At 66.7% G+C, this 20,093-nt stretch carries 24 protein-coding genes; 17 read left to right on the forward strand and 7 right to left on the reverse strand.

Annotated elements, in window-relative coordinates; translation table 11 throughout:
• The first annotated feature begins 34 nt into the window (after positions 1–34).
• Both GTH22_RS12820 and GTH22_RS12825 read left to right on the forward strand, forming a co-directional pair.
• The gene (locus GTH22_RS12820; RefSeq protein ID WP_252945665.1) at positions 35–778 is read left to right on the forward strand and encodes a GntR family transcriptional regulator; all 744 of its coding nucleotides are present in this window, start codon (positions 35–37) and stop codon (positions 776–778) included.
• Between the two features lie 116 nt (positions 779–894).
• On the forward strand, positions 895–1,332 hold the full coding sequence (locus tag GTH22_RS12825; protein WP_252945666.1) for a hypothetical protein: 438 nt from the start codon (positions 895–897) through the stop codon (positions 1,330–1,332).
• 84 nt (positions 1,333–1,416) lie between these two features.
• Here GTH22_RS12825 and GTH22_RS12830 read toward each other — a convergent pair whose 3' ends face one another.
• The 3 genes from GTH22_RS12830 to GTH22_RS12840 form a co-directional block, all read right to left on the reverse strand.
• On the reverse strand, positions 1,417–2,091 hold the full coding sequence (locus GTH22_RS12830; protein ID WP_252945667.1) for an SOS response-associated peptidase: 675 nt from the start codon (positions 2,089–2,091) through the stop codon (positions 1,417–1,419).
• A 5-nt stretch (positions 2,092–2,096) separates the two neighbouring features.
• Positions 2,097–2,399, reverse strand: a complete 303-nt coding sequence (locus GTH22_RS12835; protein WP_252945668.1) for a DUF1992 domain-containing protein — start codon at positions 2,397–2,399, stop codon at positions 2,097–2,099.
• An 87-nt stretch (positions 2,400–2,486) separates the two neighbouring features.
• Positions 2,487–2,954 carry a GFA family protein gene (locus GTH22_RS12840; protein ID WP_252945669.1) on the reverse strand — a complete coding sequence of 156 codons (468 nt, stop codon included), beginning with the start codon at positions 2,952–2,954 and terminating at the stop codon, positions 2,487–2,489.
• Positions 2,955–3,097: 143 nt separating this feature from the next.
• Here GTH22_RS12840 and GTH22_RS12845 point away from each other — a divergent pair, with 143 nt between their 5' ends.
• Positions 3,098–3,331, forward strand: coding sequence for a hypothetical protein (locus GTH22_RS12845; protein WP_252945671.1), 234 nt, complete (start codon positions 3,098–3,100; stop codon positions 3,329–3,331).
• Between the two features lie 86 nt (positions 3,332–3,417).
• On the opposite strand, the gene GTH22_RS12850 is transcribed toward GTH22_RS12845, so the two are convergent.
• Positions 3,418–4,986, reverse strand: a complete 1,569-nt coding sequence (locus GTH22_RS12850; RefSeq protein ID WP_252945672.1) for a bifunctional UDP-sugar hydrolase/5'-nucleotidase — start codon at positions 4,984–4,986, stop codon at positions 3,418–3,420.
• 188 nt (positions 4,987–5,174) lie between these two features.
• Here GTH22_RS12850 and GTH22_RS12855 point away from each other — a divergent pair, with 188 nt between their 5' ends.
• Genes GTH22_RS12855 through arsC form a run of 3 tightly spaced genes read left to right on the forward strand, consistent with a single transcriptional unit; the run spans position 5,175 to position 6,909 of the window.
• Complete coding sequence (locus GTH22_RS12855) at positions 5,175–5,513, forward strand: DUF952 domain-containing protein (RefSeq protein WP_252945673.1); 339 nt, start codon at positions 5,175–5,177, stop codon at positions 5,511–5,513.
• Positions 5,510–6,568, forward strand: a complete 1,059-nt coding sequence (locus GTH22_RS12860; protein ID WP_252945674.1) for a quinone-dependent dihydroorotate dehydrogenase — start codon at positions 5,510–5,512, stop codon at positions 6,566–6,568. The genes GTH22_RS12855 and GTH22_RS12860 overlap by 4 nt, the downstream gene beginning before the upstream one ends.
• Positions 6,565–6,909, forward strand: coding sequence for an arsenate reductase (glutaredoxin) (gene arsC, locus GTH22_RS12865; protein ID WP_252945676.1), 345 nt, complete (start codon positions 6,565–6,567; stop codon positions 6,907–6,909). The genes GTH22_RS12860 and arsC overlap by 4 nt, the downstream gene beginning before the upstream one ends.
• 111 nt (positions 6,910–7,020) lie before the next feature.
• Here the strand turns inward: arsC and GTH22_RS12870 are convergent, their stop codons facing one another.
• Genes GTH22_RS12870 through GTH22_RS12880 form a run of 3 tightly spaced genes read right to left on the reverse strand, consistent with a single transcriptional unit; the run spans position 7,021 to position 9,357 of the window.
• Positions 7,021–8,364 (reverse strand): MATE family efflux transporter, encoded by a 1,344-nt coding sequence (locus GTH22_RS12870; RefSeq protein ID WP_252945678.1) that lies wholly within the window; start codon positions 8,362–8,364, stop codon positions 7,021–7,023.
• A complete protein-coding gene (locus GTH22_RS12875) occupies positions 8,342–8,866 on the reverse strand; it encodes a PaaI family thioesterase (protein WP_252945680.1) in 525 nt (174 codons plus the stop codon). The genes GTH22_RS12870 and GTH22_RS12875 overlap by 23 nt, the downstream gene beginning before the upstream one ends.
• Positions 8,863–9,357 carry a PaaI family thioesterase gene (locus GTH22_RS12880; RefSeq protein ID WP_252945681.1) on the reverse strand — a complete coding sequence of 165 codons (495 nt, stop codon included), beginning with the start codon at positions 9,355–9,357 and terminating at the stop codon, positions 8,863–8,865. Before GTH22_RS12880 ends, GTH22_RS12875 begins: the two co-directional genes overlap by 4 nt.
• A 151-nt stretch (positions 9,358–9,508) precedes the next feature.
• Here GTH22_RS12880 and GTH22_RS12885 point away from each other — a divergent pair, with 151 nt between their 5' ends.
• The 11 genes from GTH22_RS12885 (at position 9,509) to GTH22_RS12940 (ending at position 20,074) form a co-directional block, all read left to right on the forward strand.
• Positions 9,509–9,889, forward strand: coding sequence for a MerR family DNA-binding transcriptional regulator (locus tag GTH22_RS12885; RefSeq protein WP_252945682.1), 381 nt, complete (start codon positions 9,509–9,511; stop codon positions 9,887–9,889).
• Between the two features lie 265 nt (positions 9,890–10,154).
• On the forward strand, positions 10,155–10,553 hold the full coding sequence (locus GTH22_RS12890; RefSeq protein WP_252945684.1) for a MerR family DNA-binding transcriptional regulator: 399 nt from the start codon (positions 10,155–10,157) through the stop codon (positions 10,551–10,553).
• 23 nt (positions 10,554–10,576) lie between these two features.
• On the forward strand, positions 10,577–12,355 hold the full coding sequence (locus GTH22_RS12895) for an acyl-CoA dehydrogenase C-terminal domain-containing protein (RefSeq protein WP_252945688.1): 1,779 nt from the start codon (positions 10,577–10,579) through the stop codon (positions 12,353–12,355).
• Between the two features lie 53 nt (positions 12,356–12,408).
• The gene (locus GTH22_RS12900) at positions 12,409–12,612 is read left to right on the forward strand and encodes a hypothetical protein (RefSeq protein WP_252945690.1); all 204 of its coding nucleotides are present in this window, start codon (positions 12,409–12,411) and stop codon (positions 12,610–12,612) included.
• Positions 12,613–12,825: 213 nt separating this feature from the next.
• Entirely contained in the window at positions 12,826–13,452 is a 627-nt protein-coding gene (locus GTH22_RS12905; protein WP_252945691.1) for a glutathione S-transferase family protein, read from the forward strand.
• 11 nt (positions 13,453–13,463) lie between these two features.
• Complete coding sequence (locus GTH22_RS12910) at positions 13,464–14,675, forward strand: acetyl-CoA C-acetyltransferase (protein WP_252945693.1); 1,212 nt, start codon at positions 13,464–13,466, stop codon at positions 14,673–14,675.
• A gap of 5 nt (positions 14,676–14,680) precedes the next feature.
• On the forward strand, positions 14,681–14,971 hold the full coding sequence (locus tag GTH22_RS12915; RefSeq protein ID WP_252945694.1) for an acetyl-CoA acetyltransferase: 291 nt from the start codon (positions 14,681–14,683) through the stop codon (positions 14,969–14,971).
• 2 nt (positions 14,972–14,973) lie between these two features.
• Positions 14,974–15,441, forward strand: coding sequence for a hypothetical protein (locus GTH22_RS12920; protein WP_252945695.1), 468 nt, complete (start codon positions 14,974–14,976; stop codon positions 15,439–15,441).
• The gene (locus tag GTH22_RS22265; RefSeq protein ID WP_371928351.1) at positions 15,432–16,388 is read left to right on the forward strand and encodes a cupin domain-containing protein; all 957 of its coding nucleotides are present in this window, start codon (positions 15,432–15,434) and stop codon (positions 16,386–16,388) included. The genes GTH22_RS12920 and GTH22_RS22265 overlap by 10 nt, the downstream gene beginning before the upstream one ends.
• The gene (locus GTH22_RS12935; RefSeq protein ID WP_252945696.1) at positions 16,385–18,586 is read left to right on the forward strand and encodes a 3-hydroxyacyl-CoA dehydrogenase NAD-binding domain-containing protein; all 2,202 of its coding nucleotides are present in this window, start codon (positions 16,385–16,387) and stop codon (positions 18,584–18,586) included. Before GTH22_RS22265 ends, GTH22_RS12935 begins: the two co-directional genes overlap by 4 nt.
• 165 nt (positions 18,587–18,751) lie before the next feature.
• Positions 18,752–20,074 carry a hypothetical protein gene (locus tag GTH22_RS12940; RefSeq protein WP_252945697.1) on the forward strand — a complete coding sequence of 441 codons (1,323 nt, stop codon included), beginning with the start codon at positions 18,752–18,754 and terminating at the stop codon, positions 20,072–20,074.
• Positions 20,075–20,093 lie beyond the last annotated feature (19 nt).

A 20,093-nucleotide genomic window follows, 5' to 3' on the forward strand; every position in this document is an offset into this window, starting at 1 on the left:
AACGGTATACCGTTGCAGGCGAAAGGGAGGCCTCATGCCCGAAGATGGCAAGCTCAGAACCATCGACCATGCCACCCGCGCCCTGCGCGACCGCATCCTGTCGGGCCGTTTGCCCACGGGGATGCACCTGTCGGAAACCGCCGCCGCCGAGATGCTGGGGCTGTCGCGCACGCCCACCCGCGAGGCGCTGACCCAGCTTGTCGAAGAGGGGCTGCTGGAGCGCGGCGCCTCGGGGCGGTGCACGGTGCGGGCGCTGACGCGGGCCGATGTGGCCGATGCGATCGAGCTGCGCGGGGTGCTGGAGGGCATGGCGCTGCGGCTGGCCGCCGAGCGCGGGGCAGACCCGGCGGCGCTGGCGGAGGCGGAGGCCTGCGTGGAGGCGATCGACGGGGTCATCACCCATGGCGCACGGGCGATGGACTTCGAGCGCTACGCCGAACTGAACGCCGGGTTTCATGCCGCGCTGGCCCGCCTGCCCGGCTCGCCGCTCATCGAGCGCGAGCTGATGCGCGCCCATCGCCTGCCGCTGGCCTCGCCCTCGGCCTTCCTCGGCAGCCAGGCCACGCAGCTCGAATTTCGCCGCTCGCTCCTCATCGCCCAAAGCCAGCACCGCGCCATGCTGGAGGCGGTCACCGCCCGCGAGGGCGCGCGCGCCGAGGCGCTCGGCCGCGAGCATGCCCGGCTGGCGCGGCACAATTTCGAGCAGGCGCTGGCGCAGGACAGCACGGCGCAACTGCAGGATATTCCCGGCTTTTCCCTCGTCACTGCTGAAAATTAACCTCAGAAAGTCACGGGTTTCGCCCCCTGAGGGCCACGGTTTGGCCCGATTTCTCGCGCAAGACTCCGATTGATACCCCCCGGGTTGGGGCCCGATAGCAGTTCAAGGAGGCTCCGATGCTGCGCAGAACCGTGACTTACGCCGCCATCGCCGCGGCACTTTCCGCTGGGTCCGCCGTGGCGGAGACCCATGAAGTGACCATTTTCGACAACGACCTGATGCCGCCCGTCGTGCTGGCTGAACCCGGTGACTTCGTGCAGTTCACCAACGACGACGGCGGCGCCCATGTGGTGTGGTCGCAGGACGGATCCTGGTCGACCGGCCCGATCCCGGCAGGCGTCGCGGTCGTGTTCATGGTCCATGAGTGGATGAGCCTCGAGTACAAGCTCGATGAGGACATGTTCCAGGACTACTCGGAAGATGACGGCACGGGTGCCGATCCCTACGACGGGGTCATCGAAGAGGGCATCGACATTGCCGACCGCAACGCCAACGGCGAGTTCGACGAAGGCGAGATCTACTTCGAGAGCGCCGCGAGTAACGGCACCAACTGAGCCGAGTGAAGCGCAGGTATCGGGCCGCCTTCCCGCGAGGGAGCGCGGCCCTTTTGCTGTGCGCGAGCTCCGGTGCGGGGGCGCTCAGGCCTCGAGCGGTTCCACCAGCGACGCGCCGCTGGCGCGGTTGGAATTGACCTCGCGGCCCACCCGCCACATCCGCACCGCGCCCGCCTGCGGAGGGGTCATCAGCGTGGCCGCGCCCTTGCCTTCCTCGCCCAGCCACTTGGCCCAGTCGTCCGGTTCGAGGATGACCGGCGTGCGGTGGTGGATCTCGGCCATTTCATGGGTGGCGGCGGTGGTGACGATGGCCACGGTCGGCCCGTCGACCTTGTCTTCGCCCTCCCGCGACCAGTCCTGCCAGATCGCGGCAAAGGCCATGGGCGCGCCGTCGGTGCGGGTGATGTACCACGGCAGGCGGTTGCCTTCACCGTCTTTGGTCCATTCGTAGAAGCCCGAGGCGGGCACGATGCAGCGGCGCTCGCGGCAGGCGGCGCGGAAGGCGGGCTTTTCGGCCACGGTCTCGGCGCGGGCGTTGATGAGCAGGGGGCCGTCGGTGGGGCTCTTGTACCAGTGCGGGACCAGGCCCCAGCGCATCGGGCGCAGCCGCCGCGCGCCCTCGGCGCTGGTGACGGCGGCGACCTGGGTGGTGGGGCAGACGTTGTAGCGGGGCACCTCGGGCAGGTCGTTGGAGGGCGTGGCGCCGAACAGCTGCGCCATGGCCTCGTCGGGCAGGGTGATGGCGAAACGGCCGCACATGGCGGTCAGCCGCGCTTTCGCGCCAGCTCGATGCGGGCCTCGGTGAGCGACATGTCCTTGATGATCTCGGCGCGCCGGGTGCGGTCGCCGGTGTCGCGCAGCTCCTCGCGCAGCCGCGCCAGCTCGCGGGAGAGCGTGACGAACTCGGGGACGGCGCCGTTTTCCTTGAGGATCCGATGCATCACCGCGTTTTCGGGATCATCGCAGCGCGGCAGCGGTTTGCCGGCGCCGGGCAGGTTGTCAAACTGCCCTTCGGCTTCGGCGGCCCGGATCTTGGCCGTGATGAGGTCGATCAGCGGATGGTCCATGGCCTCAATCTGGGGGCGGGCGGGCGCGAAGGCAAGCCGCGTTGCGCGCCCTGCGGCGGTCTCGGCATGGGGCGCGGGCGGCCAGGGCTACATGTGATGGGCCAGCACCGCCTCGCGCCGGGCCAGCGCCCAGTCGGGCCAGTGCTCGGAGCGGCGATAGAACGCCTCCATCGCCGGCACGCCCGGCGGGAGGACGACCCAGGGCTGCTTGCTGGCGGTGAAGATGTGAATGTCGGGCGGCACCCGGTCCGGGTCTTCCAGCGTGCCGACCCGCACGAAGGCAAAGAGCGCCCCGGCCCCCGAGTAGTGGCTCCAGAGCGCCACCCGGCAGCGCGGGCAGCGGTGGATGATCTGCCCCCTGCCGCTTTCGCTCGGCGTCTCGACCGCCTCTGTGCTGCCCTCGGTCACCTCAAGGCAGGCGGTCTCGATCAGCGCGTTCAGCACGAAGGCCGAACCGGTCTCGCGCTGGCACCAGCGGCAGTGGCAGCAATGGGTGAAGAGCGGCCTGTCGGTCAGGCGGTAGCGGATGTCTCCGCAGGTGCAGTGGCCTTGCATCGAACCTCTCCCCGATCGGGCTGGCAACGTTGCGAATTGGCGTCACCGGGGCCGCGAAGTCAACAAGTTGCCCCTACGTCTTGCAATGCTGCCCCCTGCCCCGCATCTTGCGGACGGGTTTGGCCGCTCTGTGAGTTTTTGCGATGTTTTACTGGGTTCTCGGATCACTCTGCTTCTGCACGATGCTCTACCTGCTGCTGCGCCGCCGCAGGCCCGGCGGCTCCGGCAAATCTCCTGACATCAACCGCCGCCGCGCCTGCCATTGGGAGGCGGCGGAGGGCGATCTGTTCCGTTGCAGCTCCTGCGGCGCCACCGCCCGCAGCCAAAGCGCCAGCGGGCCGGAAGACTGCCGCCGCGCCGCATCTGACGACCCCTAGCGACACCCGGGCCGCCAAAGCGAGCCGCCATGCGGCCATGAAAAAGGGCGCCCCGAAGAGCGCCCTTTTCCCGGGTTTGAAACCCCTTATTTCTGGGTGATGCGCCCGTCGGTGTAGGGCGTGTAGGCACCTTCGGCGGCCATGTACTCGGCCGTCACGTCGGCCAGGTCGGGGCCGAAGTCGTAGGCGTTTTCGGCATCGACGAACATCTTGTAGCCGTCACCGCCGTTGCGCACGTAGTTGTTGGACACGAGGCCATAGGTCTTGTCCGCATCCAGCGGCAGCCATTCCTCGCCTTCCTGCACCATCACGTCGCTGACGCGCGAGCCCGGCTCGGCGGCAGCATCGAAGGTGAACTTGAGGCCGGCGACCTGCGGGAAGCGGCCTGCGCCCTCTTCCACCTGGCTGACGCCGTTCTCGAGCGCGTCCTTCACCACGGCACCCGAGACCTGGAAGGTCGAGAGCGTGTTCTGAAACGGCAGCACGGTGAGCACCTCGCCCATCGTCACCTCACCGGCGTCGATGGAGGCCCGCAGACCGCCGGAGTTTGCGATGGCGATGGAAATGCCCTGCTCCTTCACCCGGTCGAGCATGGCGTCGGCGACGAGGTTGCCCATGGAGCATTCCTGCGCCCGGCAGACATCGCGGTTCCCCTCGATCATCTCGGAGGTCTCGGCGACGACGCGGTTGCGGATCTCTTCCAGCGGCGCGGCGGCTTCGGTGATGCGGGCCTTGGTGCCCTCGTCCTCGACCACCTCGCCCGAAAGCACGATGGGCGCGCCCATGGCCTCGGTCACGTTGCCCTCGTCATCGAAGGTCACGTTCAGCTCGCCAAGAAATTTGCCGTAGGCATAGGCCGAGACGATGGCGGTGGAGCCGACCATGGTGGGATAGGGGCCTTCGGCGCCCTCCATGTCACCCAGCAGGGTGTTGCTGTGGCCGCCCACGATCACGTCGACGCCGGTGGTGCCTTCGGCCACCGCCTGGTCCACGCCGTAGCCGGAGTGGGAGAGCACGATGATCTTGTTCACGCCTTCCTCGGCCAGCTTGTCGACCTCGCCCTGCACCGCCTCGGAGGGGTCGGTGAAGATGACGTTGGGGCCGGGGGAGGCCAGCTCGTCGGTGTCCTGCGGGGTGAGGCCGATCAGGCCGATCTTCTCGCCGCCCTGCTCGATGATGGTGCTTTTCAGGATCGCATCGGCCAGCAGCGGCTCGCCCGAAACATCGGCGTTCGACATCAGGATCGGGAACTCGGTGGCCTCGATGAAGCCTTTCAGCACCTCGGGGCCATCGTCGAACTCGTGGTTGCCCACGGTCATTGCCGTGTAGCCCATCTGGTTCATCATCTCGGCGGCGAGCTTGCCCTTGTAGTAGGTGTAGAACAGCGTGCCCTGAAACTGGTCGCCACCATCGACGAGGATCCAGTTGTTCGAGCGGCCCTTGGCCTCGTTGATCGCCGTCATCAGGCGGGCGGAGCCACCGAAGCACTCGCCGGCGTCGTTGTCTTCGACAGAGCAGGGGCCGTCGTACTTGGAGATCGGCTCGAAGCGGGCATGAAAGTCGTTCGTGTGCAAAATCGTCAGCGAATACTCGGCTGAGGCCGCCCCGGCGGAGAGCGCCAGCGCGGCTACGGATGTGAGGATCTTGGAGGACATTGTTGGAAGCTCCCGGTTGAATTATCGCCCAATGTTGGCCCCATGCGCAGGGAGAGTCAAAGGGCCGTCACGTGGGGTAAATCGCCCGTGCAGGCAACAGCGCCATGACAGCGCGCCCGCCGTCGGCCCGCCTGCGCCGCCGTGCGCAGAAACTTGACCCCACCGCGCCGCTGGGGCATGCCCACAGGATGCTGATTTACAAGATCTTCCGCCGCCCCGAGTGGGACGCCTTCCGCGCCGCCGGGCTCACCGAGGGCGCGCCGGTGGATGTGGCCGACGGGTTCATCCATTTCTCCACCTCCGCGCAGGTGGTCGAAACCGCCGCCAAGCACTTTGCCACCGAGAGCGACCTCGTGCTGGTCGCCTTCGACCCCGACAGCCTCGGCGAGGGTCTGAAGTGGGAGCCCTCGCGCGGCGGGGCGCTGTTTCCGCATCTCTACCGGCAGCTCGCGCTCTCCGAGGTGGTCTGGGACAAGTCGCTGCCGCTCGGGCAGGCGGGGCATATCTTTCCCGAAGGCGTGTTGTGAGCCTGCTCGAGCAGGCCGCCCTCGCCGCGCTGCGCCGGGTCGACCCCGAGCGCGCCCATGGCCTCGCGCTGAAGGCGCTGCACACGCCCTTCGCCCCCCTGCCCGGCCCTGTCACCTCGCCGCGGCTGGCCACCGAGATTGCCGGGCTGGCGCTGCCCAACCCGGTCGGGCTGGCGGCGGGCTTCGACAAGAACGGCACCGCCATGGCACCGCTCGCCCGCGCCGGTTTCGGCTTCATCGAGCTTGGCGCCGTCACCCCGCGCCCGCAGCCCGGCAACCCGCGCCCGCGCCTGTTTCGCCTGCGCGAAGACCGCGCCGCGATCAACCGCTTCGGCTTCAACAACGACGGGATGGAGGCGATGGCCACGCGCCTCGCCGCCCGCCCTCAAGGCTTTCCAATCGGGCTGAATCTCGGGGCCAACAAGGACAGCGAGGACCGCGCCGGGGATTTCGCCACCGTGCTCACCGCCTGCGGGGCGCAGCTCGATTTCGCCACCGTCAACGTGTCCAGCCCCAACACCGAGCGCCTGCGCGACCTTCAGGGCGCCGATGCGCTCACCGCACTGCTGAACGGCGTGATGGCGGCCCGCGACGCGCTTGCCCGGCCGATCCCGGTGTTCCTCAAGATCGCCCCCGACCTCGACGCGCAGGAGATCGAAGACATCGCCCTCGTCGCCCGCTCCACCGGGGTCGATGCGATCATCGCCACCAACACCACGCTCGACCGCGAGGGGCTGAAGAGCCACCATGCGGGCGAGAAGGGCGGCCTCTCCGGCGCGCCGCTGTTCGAGAAATCCACCCGCACCCTCGCCGCGCTTTCGGCGGCGACAGAAGGGCAGATTCCGCTGATCGGGGTGGGCGGCATCTCCTCCGCCGAGCAGGCCTTCGCCAAGATCACCGCCGGGGCCTCTGCGGTGCAGCTCTATACCGCGCTGGTCTACGGCGGCCTCAGCCTTGCCGCCCGTATCGCCCACGGCCTCGACGAGATCCTTGCCGCGCGCGGCTACACGCATATCTCCCAAGCCGTCGGCACCGACAGAGAGGCATGGCTATGAGCAACCCCGTGATCTGGCACAACCCGCGCTGCTCCAAATCGCGCGAAACCCTCAAGCTGCTGCAGGAGAAGGGCTACACCCCCGACGTCCGCCTCTACCTCGATAACCCGCCCGACCCCGAGGAGCTGGAGCGCGCCAGCGCCGAGCTGGGCCTTGGCCCGCTGGAGATGATCCGCCGCAAGGAGGCCCCGGCCAAGGCGCTCAGCGAAAGCACGCCGCCCGACATGCTCTTCGCCGCCATGGCCGCCGACCCGATCCTGATCGAGCGCCCCGTGGTGTTCTACAAGGGCCGCGCCGCGATCGGTCGCCCGCCGGAAAACGTGCTCTCGATCCTCGACTGACCTGCTGCATTTTCTTGCTGCAAATACTCAACCCGCACCCTCGGCCCGCGCCACAGCCGCGCAGGCTCGCACCCGCCCCGCCCCCCGTAGGGCGGGACTTGTCCCGCCGTTCTAGGCCGCGGCGTCGCGCTCCAGCGCCGGGTAGCGCCAGCCCATGAACACGCCGCGCGCGGCGAAGCTCACCAGCAGCGCGGCCCAGACTCCGTGGTTGCCGAGCCAGGGCACCAGCACGGCCAGCGCGACGAGGTAGCAGAGCAGCGACAGGAACATCATGTCGCGCATGTCGCGGCTGCGGGTAGCGCCGATGTAGATGCCGTCGAACATCCACGAGGCCGCGCCGACGAAGGGGGCCAGTACCATCCAGAACAGATGCCCCCGCGCCGCCTCGCGCACGCCGGGCGCGGTGGTCATCACGTCGATGATGAGCGGCCCGAAGGCCAGAAACACCAGCCCCAGCGCGCCGCCGGTGCCAAAGCCCCAGAGGCTGGTCATCACCGCGCCGCGCCGCACCGCCGCCGGGCTCTTGCGGCCATAGGCCTGCCCCACGAAGACCTCGGCCGAAAAGGCGAAGCCGTCGAGCGCGTAGGCGGTGATGAAGAGCAGTTGCAGCAGGATCTGGTTGGCGGCCAGTTTCACGTCGCCAAAGCGCGCGCCGAGGAAGAGGAAGGAGACGAAGATCGCCTCCAGCATCAGGGTGCGCAGCAGGATGTTGGTGTTGACGTTGGCCATGTGCAGCAGCCGGGCCGGATCGAAGATCAGCGCCCGGTTCTTCCAGTGCCCGCCGCCGAAACCGTCGCGGCAGAGCCAGAGCCCCACCGCCGCGCCGGACCATTCGGCGATGAAGGTCGCCACCGCCACGCCGTTCACCCCCCAATCGAGCACCAGCACGAAGAGCAGGTCGAGCGCGATGTTGGTGAGGTTCATCCAGAGCTGCACCACCAGCACACCGCGGGTGCGCTCCTTGGCGATCAGCCAGCCGGTGATGCCGTAGACCGCGATCGCGCCGGGCGCCGACCAGATGCGGATCGCCATGTAGCTCCGCGCCGCCGCCTCCACCTCCGCGCTGGCGGGCGAGAGAGCGAAGGCCCCGGCAAAGAGCAGCCATTGCGCGAGGATCAGCAGCGCTCCGCCGGCGCCCGCGATCAGCAGGGCGCGCACCAGCAGCGCCGAGACCTCCGCCGTGTCCCCTGCCCCCTCGGCCTGGCTGGTCAACCCCACCGTGCCCATCCGCAAAAAGCCGAAGAGCCAGTAGATCGAGGTGAGGATGATCGCGCCGATCCCCACGGCGCCGATCGGCACCGGGTCGCCAAGCTGGCCCACCACGCCGGTATCCACCGCGCCGAGGATCGGCACCGTGGCGTTGGAGATCACGATGGGCACCGCGATATGCAGGATGCGCCGATGGGTTACGGGCCGTGCAGCGCCCTCCGCCTCAGCCGCCGGATGCGCTGTCATCTGGATTTGGCTGCGGCATCAGGAAATGGCCGGTGGCTTGGGCGAAGGGGCGGGCGACGTTGTCCTGCCATGCCTCGACATGGACGGAGGCGTAGCGCCGCCCCGAGCGGTTGACCCGCGCCCGCGCGTAGGCATCGCGCGGAAGCCCGGCGCGCAGGTAGTCGATGCTGAAGTCGATGGTCTTGGGCAACCTCGGCAGCCCGCCCTCGATGAAGCGCTCGATGTCGAACTGGCTGGCCTCGATCTCGCTCCAAAGCTCCTGCCATGCGAGCTGGATCACCGCCGAGACCTCGAGAAACCCCGCCGTCGCCCCGCCGTGGAGCGCCGGCAGCATCGGGTTGCCGATGAGCTTCGGGTCATAGGGCAGCAGGGCCGTCAGCTCGTCGCCGCGCCGGTCGAAGCGGATGTCGAGAAACTTCACGAAGGAGATGCCGTTGACCAGCGTGTGCAGCGCCAGATCGCGCCGCTCCTTGATGACCTGCACCGGTTCGGGAGTCTTCATTGGCCCAGCTCCTTCTGCCGCGCGGCCAGCGCCTGCATCGCCGCCTGCATCTCCACGGGGGTGCGCGGGGCGGCCATGTGGCCATAGGTGAAGGCACCGGTTGCGGTGGCCACCGGATTGTTGCGGTCGTCGTCCCATGCGGTTGTGCGCACGAAGGCCACCGTGCGGGTGACATGGTAGCATTCGGCGCTGGCCCGCACCGTCTGCCCCGGCGTGGCCGCCCGCATGTAGTCGATCCGCAGGTCGAGCGTGGCGGTGCCGAAGCCCTGCGGCAGGGTCATCACCGATGTGCCGCTGGTGGTGTCCATCAGCGCCGAGATCGCGCCGCCGTGCAGCACCCCGGTTTGCGGATCGCCCGCAAGCGCCTGCTGATAGGGCATGGACACGGCGATCCGCCCCTCCGAAACCTCCTCGGCCTTCATCTCCAGCGCCTTCGAATAGGGCAGCGCGTCGATGAAGGCTTGCACCCAGTCCAGGCTCAAATCACTCATGGGGCAGGCGTCCTCTTTGCTTCGGGGCACTATCCGCCCCAGCACCGCCGCCCGCAACCCTGATGCCGCGCCTCCCTGCATGATTGATAAGCGGCGGGCTCCGGTCTAGGTTGTTGCGAAGTGGGGAAAACAGACTGGGGAGCCCTCGCCCATGGTCGAAACCAAGGCCGAACAGCGGCTCAGCTTCAAGGAAATGTGCTCACGTTTCGACGTGACGCCGCGAACGCTGCGCTATTACGAATACATCGAACTGCTGGACCCGGAAAAGCAGGGTCGCTCGCGGTTCTACGGCAGCCGCGAGGTTGCCCGGATGACGCTGATCCTGCGCGGCCGCCGCTTCGGTTTTTCGCTCGAGGACATCCGCCAGTGGTTGCAGATGTACGAAAGCGATGGTAGCCGCCCCCAACTCGAAACCTGGATCGAGCGCGCCGACCGCCAGCTTGAAGAGCTGGAGAAGCAGCGGCGCGATCTCGACTCGACCATCTCGGAGCTGCGCCTGCTGCGCGACGAGACCGAGTCCTCACTCTCCTGATAGGCGAATTGGCCACCGGCAGAACTTCGCCGATATTTATCATGATAAATATACGTTAGCGCAAACGGGTGGTGGCCAAAGCGGTTTGGCAGCATAAAAAGTTGCGCCTGACCCATGGTAAGCTTTCCATTAATTTTACCAGTTGGTAAATGACGTAGCGTTCCGAATGCCCGGGCACTCGCAATGCTTGTATGGTCCGTCTGAACTCATCATGTCCCCAATCGTTCAATAAATGATCTGCACGAACGTCGATTGGAGACACCCCATGACGGAGAAATACTTGACGATCCGCGAGATGTGCGACGCCTACGAGGTAACGGCACGTACCCTGCGGTTTTACGAGGCCAAGGAACTGCTGTTCCCGGTGCGCGAAGGCCAGAAACGGCTGTTCACCCGGCGCGACCAGGCACGGCTGAAACTGATCCTGCGCGGCAAGCGCTTCGGGTTCTCGCTCGAAGACATCCGCCAGATCCTTGACCTCTACGATATGGAAGGCGGCGAGCTTCGCCAGCTGCAGGTTTCGGTACAGATGGCCGAGCAGCGCGTGGCGGAGATGGAGGCCCAGCGCAACGAGCTGGCCACCGCGATCGACGAGCTGAAGACCCGCATCGAATGGGGTCAGAACACGCTCTCCGCCAACGAAGTGAAACAGGCGGCCGAATAACCGGCGCCCAAGGGAGGAAGCTGATGCCGACGTACACCGCGCCAACCAAGGACATGCAATTCATTCTGCACGATGTCCTCAATGTCTCTTCTGCCGATATTCCCGGCTACGAAGAGCTTGATGCCGATTTTACCGGCGCGGTTCTGGAGGAGGCGGGAAAGCTCGCCTCCGAGGTTCTGGCTCCCCTCAACCCGGTGGGTGACACCCAGGGCTGCACCCTGGAAAACGGCGTCGTCCGCACCCCCGAGGGCTTCAAGGCCGCTTTCGAAAAGATGAAAGAGGGCGGCTGGCCCGGCCTCGACCTGCCCGAAGAATACGGCGGGCAGAACATGCCCTACGTCATCAATACCGCGGTCGGTGAGATGTTCTCTGCCGCCAACCAGTCCTTCACCATGTATCAGGGCCTCACTCACGGAGCGGCTTCGGCGATCCTCGCTCACGGGACCGATGCCCAGAAGGACAAGTGGCTGCCCAAGATGGTGTCCTGCGAATGGACCGGCACGATGAACCTGACCGAGCCGCATTGCGGCACCGATCTGGGGCTGCTGCGCACCAAGGCCGAGCCGCAGGGCGACGGCAGCTACAAGATCACCGGCACCAAGATCTTCATCTCCGCCGGTGAGCACGACATGGCCGAGAACATCGTGCATCTGGTGCTGGCCAAAATCCCCGGCGGCCCCGATGGGGTGAAGGGCATCTCGCTGTTCATCGTTCCCAAGTTCCTCGTCGATGACGAGGGCAAGATGGGCGCGCGCAACGGCGTGGCCTGCGGCAAGCTCGAAGAGAAGATGGGCATCCACGGCAACGCCACCTGCGTGATGAATTACGAAGAGGCCGAAGGCTACCTGCTGGGCACCGAGCACAAGGGCATGCGCGCCATGTTCACCATGATGAACGAGGCCCGCCTCGGCGTCGGCATGCAGGGCATGGCCCAGGCCGCCATTGCTTATGAGAACGCGCTGGCCTACGCCAAGGACCGGCTCCAGGGCCGCGACGTGACCGGCGTGAAAAACCCCGACGGCCCGGCCGACCCGCTGATCGTGCACCCCGACATCCGCCGCAATCTGATGGACCAGAAGAGCTTTGTCGAAGGCGCCCGTGCCTTCCAGCTCTGGGGCGCGCATCTGATCGACCGGGGCCACCGCTGCGAGGACAAGGACGCCGAGGGGCTGATCTCGCTGATGACCCCGGTGCTCAAGGGCTTCCTTACCGACGAGGGCTTTGCCTCCGCGGTGCAGGCCCAGCAGATCTACGGCGGGCACGGCTACATCGAAGAAAGCGGCATGAGCCAATATGTCCGCGACGCCCGGATCACCCAGATCTACGAAGGCGCCAACGGCGTGCAGGCACTCGACCTCGTGGGCCGCAAGCTGGCGCAGGACGGCGGCAAGCACGTGATGGCCTTCTTCGAGATGGTGAAGAGCTTCATCAAGGACAACGAGGGCGACCTCGAGCTGAAGGCGGGCTTCCTCGAGCCGCTGAAGGGCGCGTCCAAGGATCTTCAGGCCGCCGGCATGTTCTTCATGCAGAACGGCATGAAGGACCCCAACGCCGCGCTCTCGGGCAGCTACGACTTCATGCATCTCTTCGGGCACACCTGCCTCGGGCTGATGTGGGCGCATATGGCCAAGGCCTCGCTCGCGGCGCTCGCCGCCGGCACCTCCGACCCGGAGTTCCACCAGACCAAGCTGGCCACCGGGCGCTACTACATGGCCCGCCGCCTGCCGGCCACCTCGATGCACCTCAGGCGCATCGAAAGCGGCGCCGCGCCGGTCATGGACCTTGCGGCAGAGGCCTTCTAGGCTGGGCCCGACGGGCGGGGGCTCTCCCCGCCCACCCCGAGCCGGAGGACCAGATGGCGCAGAAACTTCGCCTCACCCGCAAGCACCAGATCGCCCTGTCGGAAACCGCCCACCGCAGCCTGAAGCGGTTCTGCGACGAAACCGGCCTCTCCCCCGATCATGCGCTCACCTTCCTGTTCGAAAACGCCTCCTCGGTGTTCCACGAAGAGACCCTGCCCCACCGCCTGCGCGCCTTCAAAGCCGCGCTGGCCGAGTAGCCCCGACGACGGGGCGCACCCGCCCCTGCCGCAATCGCGCCCAAGAAACGTGACGTCGCCCTTGCCGTGTGCGTCAACAGATGACTGAATGCCGCGCAAAGGGAGGACGGACAGCAAGGCCCTGAAGCCGACCAGCTTCATTTTCTTGCTGCAAATATCTCCGGGGGTGTGGGGGCTGGCCCCCACGCCGACATCAGCCAAGGGAGGCACCAGATGACCATGCAGCTCCATTGCTTCGGAGAATCCGGCAACGCCTACAAGGCCGCGCTGACGCTGGAGCTTTCCGGCCTCGCCTGGGAGCCGGTCTATGTCGATTTCTTCAACGGCGCGGCCCGCACGCCCGAGTTTCGCGCGCTCAACGAGATGGGCGAGGTGCCGGTGCTGGTGGATGGCGATCAGACCATCACCCAATCCGGCGCGATCCTGTTTCATATCGGCGAGAAGACCGGCAAGTTCATGGACGCGCCCCGCTCCGAAATCCTGCGCTGGATCCTCTGGGACACCCAGAAGGGCTCGGGCCAGCAGGGTCCGCTGCGCTTCCTGATGAACTTCCTGCCCGAAGAGAAGCGCCCGGCCGAGGCCATCGGCTTCATCTCGGGGCGCACGCAGGCCGCGCTCAAGGTGCTCGAAGGCCACATGACGGGGCGCGACTGGGTGGCGGGCGAGGCCCTCACCATCGCCGACCTCGCCTGCTGCGGCTACCTCTTCTACCCCGAACCCTTCGGCTTTTCCCGCGCCGACTTCCCCGCCATCGACGCCTGGCTGACCCGCATCAGCGATCAGCCCGGCTGGAAATCCCCCTACGATCTGATGCCCGGCTCGCCAGCCGACCGGGCTTGAGAGGAGACACCATGTCTGAAGCTTACATCTACGACGCCGTCCGCACCCCCCGCGGCAAGGGCCGCAAGGACGGCGCCCTGCACGAAGTCACCGCCATGACCCTGTCGGCCGGCGTGCTGAACGCCCTGAAAGAGCGCAACGGGCTTGAGGGCCATGCGGTGGAAGACGTGATCTGGGGCAATGCCACCCAGGTGAAGGAGCAGGGCGGCTGCCTTGCGCGCACCGCGGTTCTGGCCTCCGACCTCGACGAGCGCATCCCGGGCCTGTCGATCAACCGCTTTTGCGCCTCCGGCCTCGAGGCCGTGAACCTTGCCGCCAACCAGGTAAAGGGGGGCGCGGGCGCGGGCTATATCGCCGGTGGTGTCGAGTGCATGTCGCGCGTGCCGATGGGCTCTGACGGGGCCGCCGTGGCCGTCGATCCGAGCGTGGCGATGAAGCATTACTTCGTGCCGCAGGGCATTTCCGCCGACATCATCGCCACCGAATACGGGTTCACCCGCGATCAGGCCGATGCGCTGGCGGTCGAGAGCCAGAACCGCGCCGCCGCAGCCTGGGAGGCCGAGCGCTTCTCCAAGAGCATCGTGCCGGTGAAGGATCAGAACGGCCTCACCATCCTTGCCACCGACGAATACATGCGCCCCGGCACCGACATGCAGGCGCTCGGCGCGCTGAACGCGTCGTTCAAGGACATGGGCGAGACCATGCCCGGTTTCGACAAGATCGCGCTGATGAAGTATCCGCATCTCGAGCGGATCAACCACATTCACCACGCGGGCAACTCCTCGGGCATTGTCGATGGCTCGGCCGGCGTGCTGATCGGGAGCAAGGAATTTGGCGAGGCCCATGGCCTCACGCCCCGCGCCCGCATCCGCGCCACCGCCAAGATCGGCACTGACCCGACCATCATGCTCACCGGCCCGGTGCCGGTGACCGAGAAGATCATGGCCGACAACGGCATGAGCGTGAGCGATATCGACCTCTTCGAAGTCAACGAGGCCTTCGCCTCGGTCGTGCTGCGCTTCATGCAGCGCTTTGATGTGGATCCGGCTATCGTGAACCCCAACGGCGGCTCCATCGCCATGGGCCACCCGCTGGGTGCGACCGGCGCGATCATCCTCGGCACCCTGCTCGACGAGTTGGAGCGGCAGGACAAGGAGCTTGGCCTCGCCACCCTCTGCGTCGCCTCGGGCATGGGCGCGGCCACGATCATCGAGCGGGTCTGAGGCCCATGGCCGACCATCCCTTCCATGCGGTGATGGCCTTGGCCGAAGCGCGCGGGATCGACCGGCTCAAGCTGGTCGAGCATCCCGAGCAGGATGGCTACACCCGGCTGATCTCGCAGGGCACAGACCTGCTGTTCAAGGCCAAGGCCGACCCGGGCAGCAACATCGACCGGATCGGGTTTTCCCACCACGAGCGGATCGACCTGACGCCGGAGCAGATCGCGCAGGGCCCCGAGGCGCTGCTGGCCGACCTCCTCGGGCGTATCGCGGCGGCCGAACAGGAGGCGCAGGGCTGACGATGCTGAAGTCTCCCGCCCCCGACAGCCCGACCGAGGCCCGCGCCATCAGCCAGCACCTGCTGGATGTCACCGGAGCGGCCTATGCGGCGCGCGACTTCGCCGCCTTCGCCCCGCATTTCGTGGTGCCCGGCGATGTGCACAGCTTCGGCGCAGTGCGGCTGGTGAAGGATCTGGCCGACCTGCATGACCTTTTCATCGAGGTCATGGCCTATTTCGACCAGATCGGCCTGACCGCGCTGGAACGCGACTGCATCGCCGCCGAGTTCGACGGGCCGGACCGGGTGAAGGCGACCCATATCACGCGGATGATGTGCGGCAACGCGCTGCTCGCTAGCCCCTTCCCGGCCTTTTCGCTGCTGCGCCGGATCGAGGGGCGCTGGATGATCGCCTCGAGCCAGTATGCCACCGACGACAAGCGGCTGGCCGAAGCGCTGGCCACCAGTTGGGAGGAGCGCCCGTGCCGGTGATCTCCCACGAGAGCGTGCGCCGCGACACCGGCACCCCCGAGGCGATTGCCAGCCACGGGGCCTATGAGGCGCGGCTTTATTCCGACACTGGCGGGCTGACCCAGTTCGGTGCCTTCATCGAGGAGCTGGCCCCCGGCTCGCGCTCATCCAACCGGCATTGGCACGAGGCGCAGGACGAGTTTCTCTGGATGCTCACCGGCGAGGCCACCCTGCACGAGAACCGCGGCAGCACCCTGCTGCGCCCCGGCGCGGCAGTGGCCTGGCCCATGGGCGTGGCCAATGCCCATTGCCTCGAGAACACCAGCGATGCGCCCTGCAGCTACCTGATCGTGGGCACGCGCGGCGGCGACGACGTGGTGCATTACCCCGACCATGGCGAGAAAAAGCTGATCCCCGAGGGCGGCGCGCGGCAGATGCTGCCCGAGGATGTGCCCGCCCCCGCCGACCTGCCCAGCGCCGTGCTCGACCTTGCCGCCGCGCCGGTCAAGACCGGCTCGATCTATCCCGAGCCCTATGCCGCGATGATGGCGGGCCGCGCCTCGCTGCGGCTCGGGCAGATGGGCGGGCTGACGCAGTTCGGCGCCAATCTCGTGACCCTTCAGCCCGGCGCGGTGGGATCGCTGCGCCACTGGCACGAGCGCGAAGACGAGTTCCTGATCGTCACCGAGGGGGCTCTGGTGCTGGTCGATGACGCGGGCGAAAACCCGATGGCGCCGGGCGACATCGCCGCCTTCCCGGCGGGCGAGGCCAACGGCCACCATATGACCAACCCGAGCGAGGCCCCGGCCTCGTTCCTCGTGATCGGCACCAAGGCCCCTTCCGAGGTGGCCCATTACGCCGACCACGACTTTCGCATCGAAATCGAGGGCAGCAATGCCCGCTTCACCTACAGAGACGGCAGCCCGTGGAACGGGCTTCGCCGCGCCGAAAAGGGAGACACCGCATGACCCAGTTTACCAAGAGCATCGACGCCGATGGCGTGGCCACCCTCACATGGAACACGCCCGGCAAGAGCATGAACGTGATGAACCTCGAAGGCTTTCAGGAGCTCGATGCGCTGATCGACGACGTGCTGGCCGATGACGCCGTGAAGGGCGTGATCCTGACCTCCGGCAAGGAGGGCAGCTTTGCCGGCGGCATGGACCTCAACATCATCGCCAAGATGAAGGAGAGCGCCGGCGACAACCCGGCCAAGGGCCTGTTCGATGGCATCATGGCCACCCACAAGATCCTGCGGAAGATCGAGCGCGGCGGGATGGACGACAAGAACAAGGGCGGCAAGCCCATTGTCGCCGCCCTGCCCGGCACCGCGCTGGGCATCGGGTTGGAGATTCCGCTGTCGTGCCACTACATCATCGCCGCCGACAACCCGAAGGCCAAGATCGGCCTGCCCGAGATCATGGTGGGCATCTTCCCCGGCATGGGCGGCACCACCCGCCTGTCGCGCAAGCTCGGGGCCATGGGCGCCTCGCCGCTGCTGCTCGAAGGCAAGCTGAACGACCCGAAGAAGGCCAAGGCCGCCGGAGTGGTTGACGAGGTGGTCGCCCCCGAGGAACTGCTGACCCGCGCCAAGGAATGGGTTCTGAGCGAGCCGAAGATCGTGAAGCCCTGGGACGAAAAGGGCTTCAAGGTGCCCGGCGGCGAGCCCTACCACCCGGCCGGCTTCATGACCTTCGTGGGCGCCTCAGCCATGGTCAACGGCAACACCAAGGGCGTCTACCCCGCCGCAAAGGCGCTGCTGTCCTCGGTCTACGAGGGGCTTCAGGTGCCGTTTGACACGGCGCTGCGGATCGAGGCCCGCTGGTTCACCAACGTGCTGATGAACCCCTCCTCGGCGGCGATGATCCGCTCGCTCTTCATCAACAAGGAGGCGCTGGAGAAAGGCGCCAACCGGCCCGATGTAGCCGACCAGAAGGTGAGCAAGGTCGGCGTGATCGGCGCGGGGATGATGGGCGCGGGCATCGCGCTGGTCTCGGCGCAGGCCGGCATCGAGGTGGTGCTGATCGACCAGAAGCAGGAGGCCGCCGACCGCGGCAAGGCCTATACCGCCGACTACATGGACAAGGGCATCGCCCGGAAGAAAGCCACGCCCGAGAAGAAGGAGAAGGTGCTGGGCCTCATCACCGCCACCACCGATTATGCCGCGCTCAAGGGCTGCGACCTGATCGTGGAAGCCGTCTTCGAGGATGTGGGCGTGAAGGCCGCCGTGACCAAGGATGTGCTGGCCGCCGTCGGCCCCGATTGCATCTTTGCCACCAACACTTCCACTCTGCCGATCACCGAGCTGGCCAAGGCCGCGACGGACCCCGAAAACTTCATCGGCATCCACTTCTTCTCGCCGGTCGAGAAGATGATGCTGGTGGAGATCATCAAGGGCAAGGAAACCGGCGATATCGCCGTGGCCAAGGCGCTCGACTACGTCCGCCAGATCCGCAAGACGCCCATTGTGGTCAACGATGCCCGCTTCTTCTACGCCAACCGCTGCATCATCCCCTACATCAACGAGGGCATCCGCATGGTGAAGGAGGGCGTGGAGCCTGCGCTGGTAGAGAACGCCGCCAAGCTGGTGGGCATGCCGCTCGGTCCGCTGCAACTGGTCGATGAAACCTCGATCGACCTCGGGGTGAAGATCGCCAAGGCCACCAAGGCGGCGATGGGCGATGCCTATCCCGATGGCGCGGTGGATGAGGTGCTGTTCTGGATGGCCGACGAGGGGCGTCTTGGCCGCAAGTCCAACGCGGGCTTCTACAGCTATGACGACAAGGGCAAGCGCGGGCTGCTCTGGGAAGGGCTGGAGGCCAAGTATCCGGTGGCCGACGAACAGCCGGAGCTTTCCGAGGTGCAGCACCGCCTGCTCTTCGCGCAGGTGCTCGAGGCCGTGCGGGCGCTGGAGGAGGGCGTGCTGGAAGACATCCGCGAAGGCGACGTGGGCGCGATCCTCGGCTGGGGCTTTGCGCCCTGGTCGGGCGGGCCGTTCAGCTGGCTCGACATCATGGGCGCAGGCCGCGCGGTGGAGCTGACCGAGGCCCTCACCGCAAAGCACGGCGAGCGCTTTGCCACCCCCGACCTGCTGCGCGAAATCGCGGCTTCCGGCGGCGGCTTCTACGACCGTTTCGGAACCGGAGCAGACGCGAAGGCGGCCTGACGACCAGCCGGTTTCACCCACCCTGCGGAGTTCTGCAGGGTGGGTGCCAACCCACCAACCACCATAAGACTTGATCGGATGACATTGCCGGCGGCATGGTAGCACATGCAACCCTCGCGGGTTTGCATGACTTATTGTTCTATTTTTGCCTGCAAGGAATATCCGATGAAACAGTTTCGAACGCCCCTTTTCGGGGCGCTGTGCGCGCTCATTGCGAGCTGCCTGCCGCATGCTTCCACCGCCGCCCCGGACGAGAGATGGGATGCCCATTGCGCCGACAAGCCTGTGCGCAGTTGCCTCGACAACTCCTCGATCCGCAGCGTCTTCTACATCTCCGCCTTCCGCAACGGAACCAAGTGTTACCTGCGCGTGCCCACCATCGGGCAGCGTGCCAATGTGCCGCTATGCGTGGCGGTCGACGAGGCGGAGCTTGGGCTGCCTTACCAGTTTCGATTCACTCGCTCGGGCGGCCGCAACCTTCTCCCGGGCCAGCAGGTCGAAATCTCCAGCGAGTATCAATCCTTCCTTCAGGCCACCGGGGCCGTACCTGCGCCCAAGGAGAAGATGCGGCTGGCCCTCCTGCACCGCCTCCCCTTTGTGAAGGACATCGGCACATCGGTTCAGGAAATCAACACGCTGCAGCTTCTGCGCTGGTCGCGGTGGGAGATGAGGCGGGTGCCGAACGGCCCCTTTGTGCAATTCACCAGCATAGGTTGCGAGCGCAACCGCGAGGGCGAATGCATCGACCCGGCCCAGCGCAGCGCCCATCCCAAAGCCGATATCCGCTCCATCCTGTCGGTGACACCCGGCGACTCTTCACTTCGGGTGCGTGGCCTCCCGGGGCTTTTGCCGGAGAACTGGATGTTTCGCCTGGCCACCGAGCGCCATGCCTTCTACCCCGGTGACCTGGACTCCGACAACGCGGAGCTGGTCTACACGACCGTGCCAAAACAGACGACCGCCGAGGCGCGACTAGCCTTCGCCGCGGGTCACAAGTTTGCCGCCACCCTTACCGAAACCGGGGGTTTCATTCTGCCGGAGGGCACGCCCCGCGCCTTTCCCGATCCCTTCGTCGACAGGTCGCGCCCCGAGCTGATGGGCCTGACCGCCGCGCCGAAGAAAGAGGTGCTGACGCTCGAGGTTCAGGAGGGCAAGCCGAGCCAGTTGTTCTCCTTCATCAAGGCAACGACCCCAAGCGGTGCCCCAATTCTCACCCCCGACGGCGCCACCATCTGGCGGCCCGTCACCTCGGACGGCACGAAGCTTCCCTTCGTGGTGGAAGTTGGAAAGATCGCCGTGCCGAAATCCGAAGAGGATGACGCGGTAAAACCCGCAGTTGAAACCGTGGTGCGGCTGCGGGTGGCCGGTGTGCAAGGCGACCTCGGGCTCTACTACTGCCGCTCCACCCGCGACGAGGGGGCGGCGTTGGAGCCCTGTAGAAACAGCACTGGCTCGACCTTCAAACTCACCTGGCTGCGGCGGCCCTAGGCGCTCTGTCAGGTTCATC

The organism is Oceanicola sp. 502str15 (assembly GCF_024105635.1).
Classification (GTDB): Bacteria; Pseudomonadota; Alphaproteobacteria; order Rhodobacterales; family Rhodobacteraceae; genus Vannielia.

Bases quoted from the DNA above. Each gene is read 5' to 3' on its own strand.
- GTH22_RS12935 (WP_252945696.1), top strand. From the start codon at position 16,385: ATGACCCAGTTTACCAAGAGCATCGACGCCGATGGCGTGGCCACCCTC.
- GTH22_RS12840 (WP_252945669.1), bottom strand. From the start codon at position 2,954: ATGCAAGGCCACTGCACCTGCGGAGACATCCGCTACCGCCTGACCGAC.
- GTH22_RS12885 (WP_252945682.1), top strand. From the start codon at position 9,509: ATGGTCGAAACCAAGGCCGAACAGCGGCTCAGCTTCAAGGAAATGTGC.
- GTH22_RS12875 (WP_252945680.1), bottom strand. From the start codon at position 8,866: ATGAAGACTCCCGAACCGGTGCAGGTCATCAAGGAGCGGCGCGATCTG.
- GTH22_RS12830 (WP_252945667.1), bottom strand. From the start codon at position 2,091: ATGTGCGGCCGTTTCGCCATCACCCTGCCCGACGAGGCCATGGCGCAG.
- GTH22_RS12850 (WP_252945672.1), bottom strand. From the start codon at position 4,986: ATGTCCTCCAAGATCCTCACATCCGTAGCCGCGCTGGCGCTCTCCGCC.
- GTH22_RS12845 (WP_252945671.1), top strand. From the start codon at position 3,098: ATGTTTTACTGGGTTCTCGGATCACTCTGCTTCTGCACGATGCTCTAC.
- GTH22_RS12910 (WP_252945693.1), top strand. From the start codon at position 13,464: ATGTCTGAAGCTTACATCTACGACGCCGTCCGCACCCCCCGCGGCAAG.
- GTH22_RS12940 (WP_252945697.1), top strand. From the start codon at position 18,752: ATGAAACAGTTTCGAACGCCCCTTTTCGGGGCGCTGTGCGCGCTCATT.
- GTH22_RS12905 (WP_252945691.1), top strand. From the start codon at position 12,826: ATGACCATGCAGCTCCATTGCTTCGGAGAATCCGGCAACGCCTACAAG.
- GTH22_RS12920 (WP_252945695.1), top strand. From the start codon at position 14,974: ATGCTGAAGTCTCCCGCCCCCGACAGCCCGACCGAGGCCCGCGCCATC.
- GTH22_RS12900 (WP_252945690.1), top strand. From the start codon at position 12,409: ATGGCGCAGAAACTTCGCCTCACCCGCAAGCACCAGATCGCCCTGTCG.
- GTH22_RS12835 (WP_252945668.1), bottom strand. From the start codon at position 2,399: ATGGACCATCCGCTGATCGACCTCATCACGGCCAAGATCCGGGCCGCC.
- GTH22_RS12880 (WP_252945681.1), bottom strand. From the start codon at position 9,357: ATGAGTGATTTGAGCCTGGACTGGGTGCAAGCCTTCATCGACGCGCTG.
- GTH22_RS12870 (WP_252945678.1), bottom strand. From the start codon at position 8,364: ATGACAGCGCATCCGGCGGCTGAGGCGGAGGGCGCTGCACGGCCCGTA.
- arsC (WP_252945676.1), top strand. From the start codon at position 6,565: ATGAGCAACCCCGTGATCTGGCACAACCCGCGCTGCTCCAAATCGCGC.
- GTH22_RS12890 (WP_252945684.1), top strand. From the start codon at position 10,155: ATGACGGAGAAATACTTGACGATCCGCGAGATGTGCGACGCCTACGAG.
- GTH22_RS12825 (WP_252945666.1), top strand. From the start codon at position 895: ATGCTGCGCAGAACCGTGACTTACGCCGCCATCGCCGCGGCACTTTCC.
- GTH22_RS12915 (WP_252945694.1), top strand. From the start codon at position 14,681: ATGGCCGACCATCCCTTCCATGCGGTGATGGCCTTGGCCGAAGCGCGC.
- GTH22_RS12855 (WP_252945673.1), top strand. From the start codon at position 5,175: ATGCTGATTTACAAGATCTTCCGCCGCCCCGAGTGGGACGCCTTCCGC.
- GTH22_RS12820 (WP_252945665.1), top strand. From the start codon at position 35: ATGCCCGAAGATGGCAAGCTCAGAACCATCGACCATGCCACCCGCGCC.
- GTH22_RS12895 (WP_252945688.1), top strand. From the start codon at position 10,577: ATGCCGACGTACACCGCGCCAACCAAGGACATGCAATTCATTCTGCAC.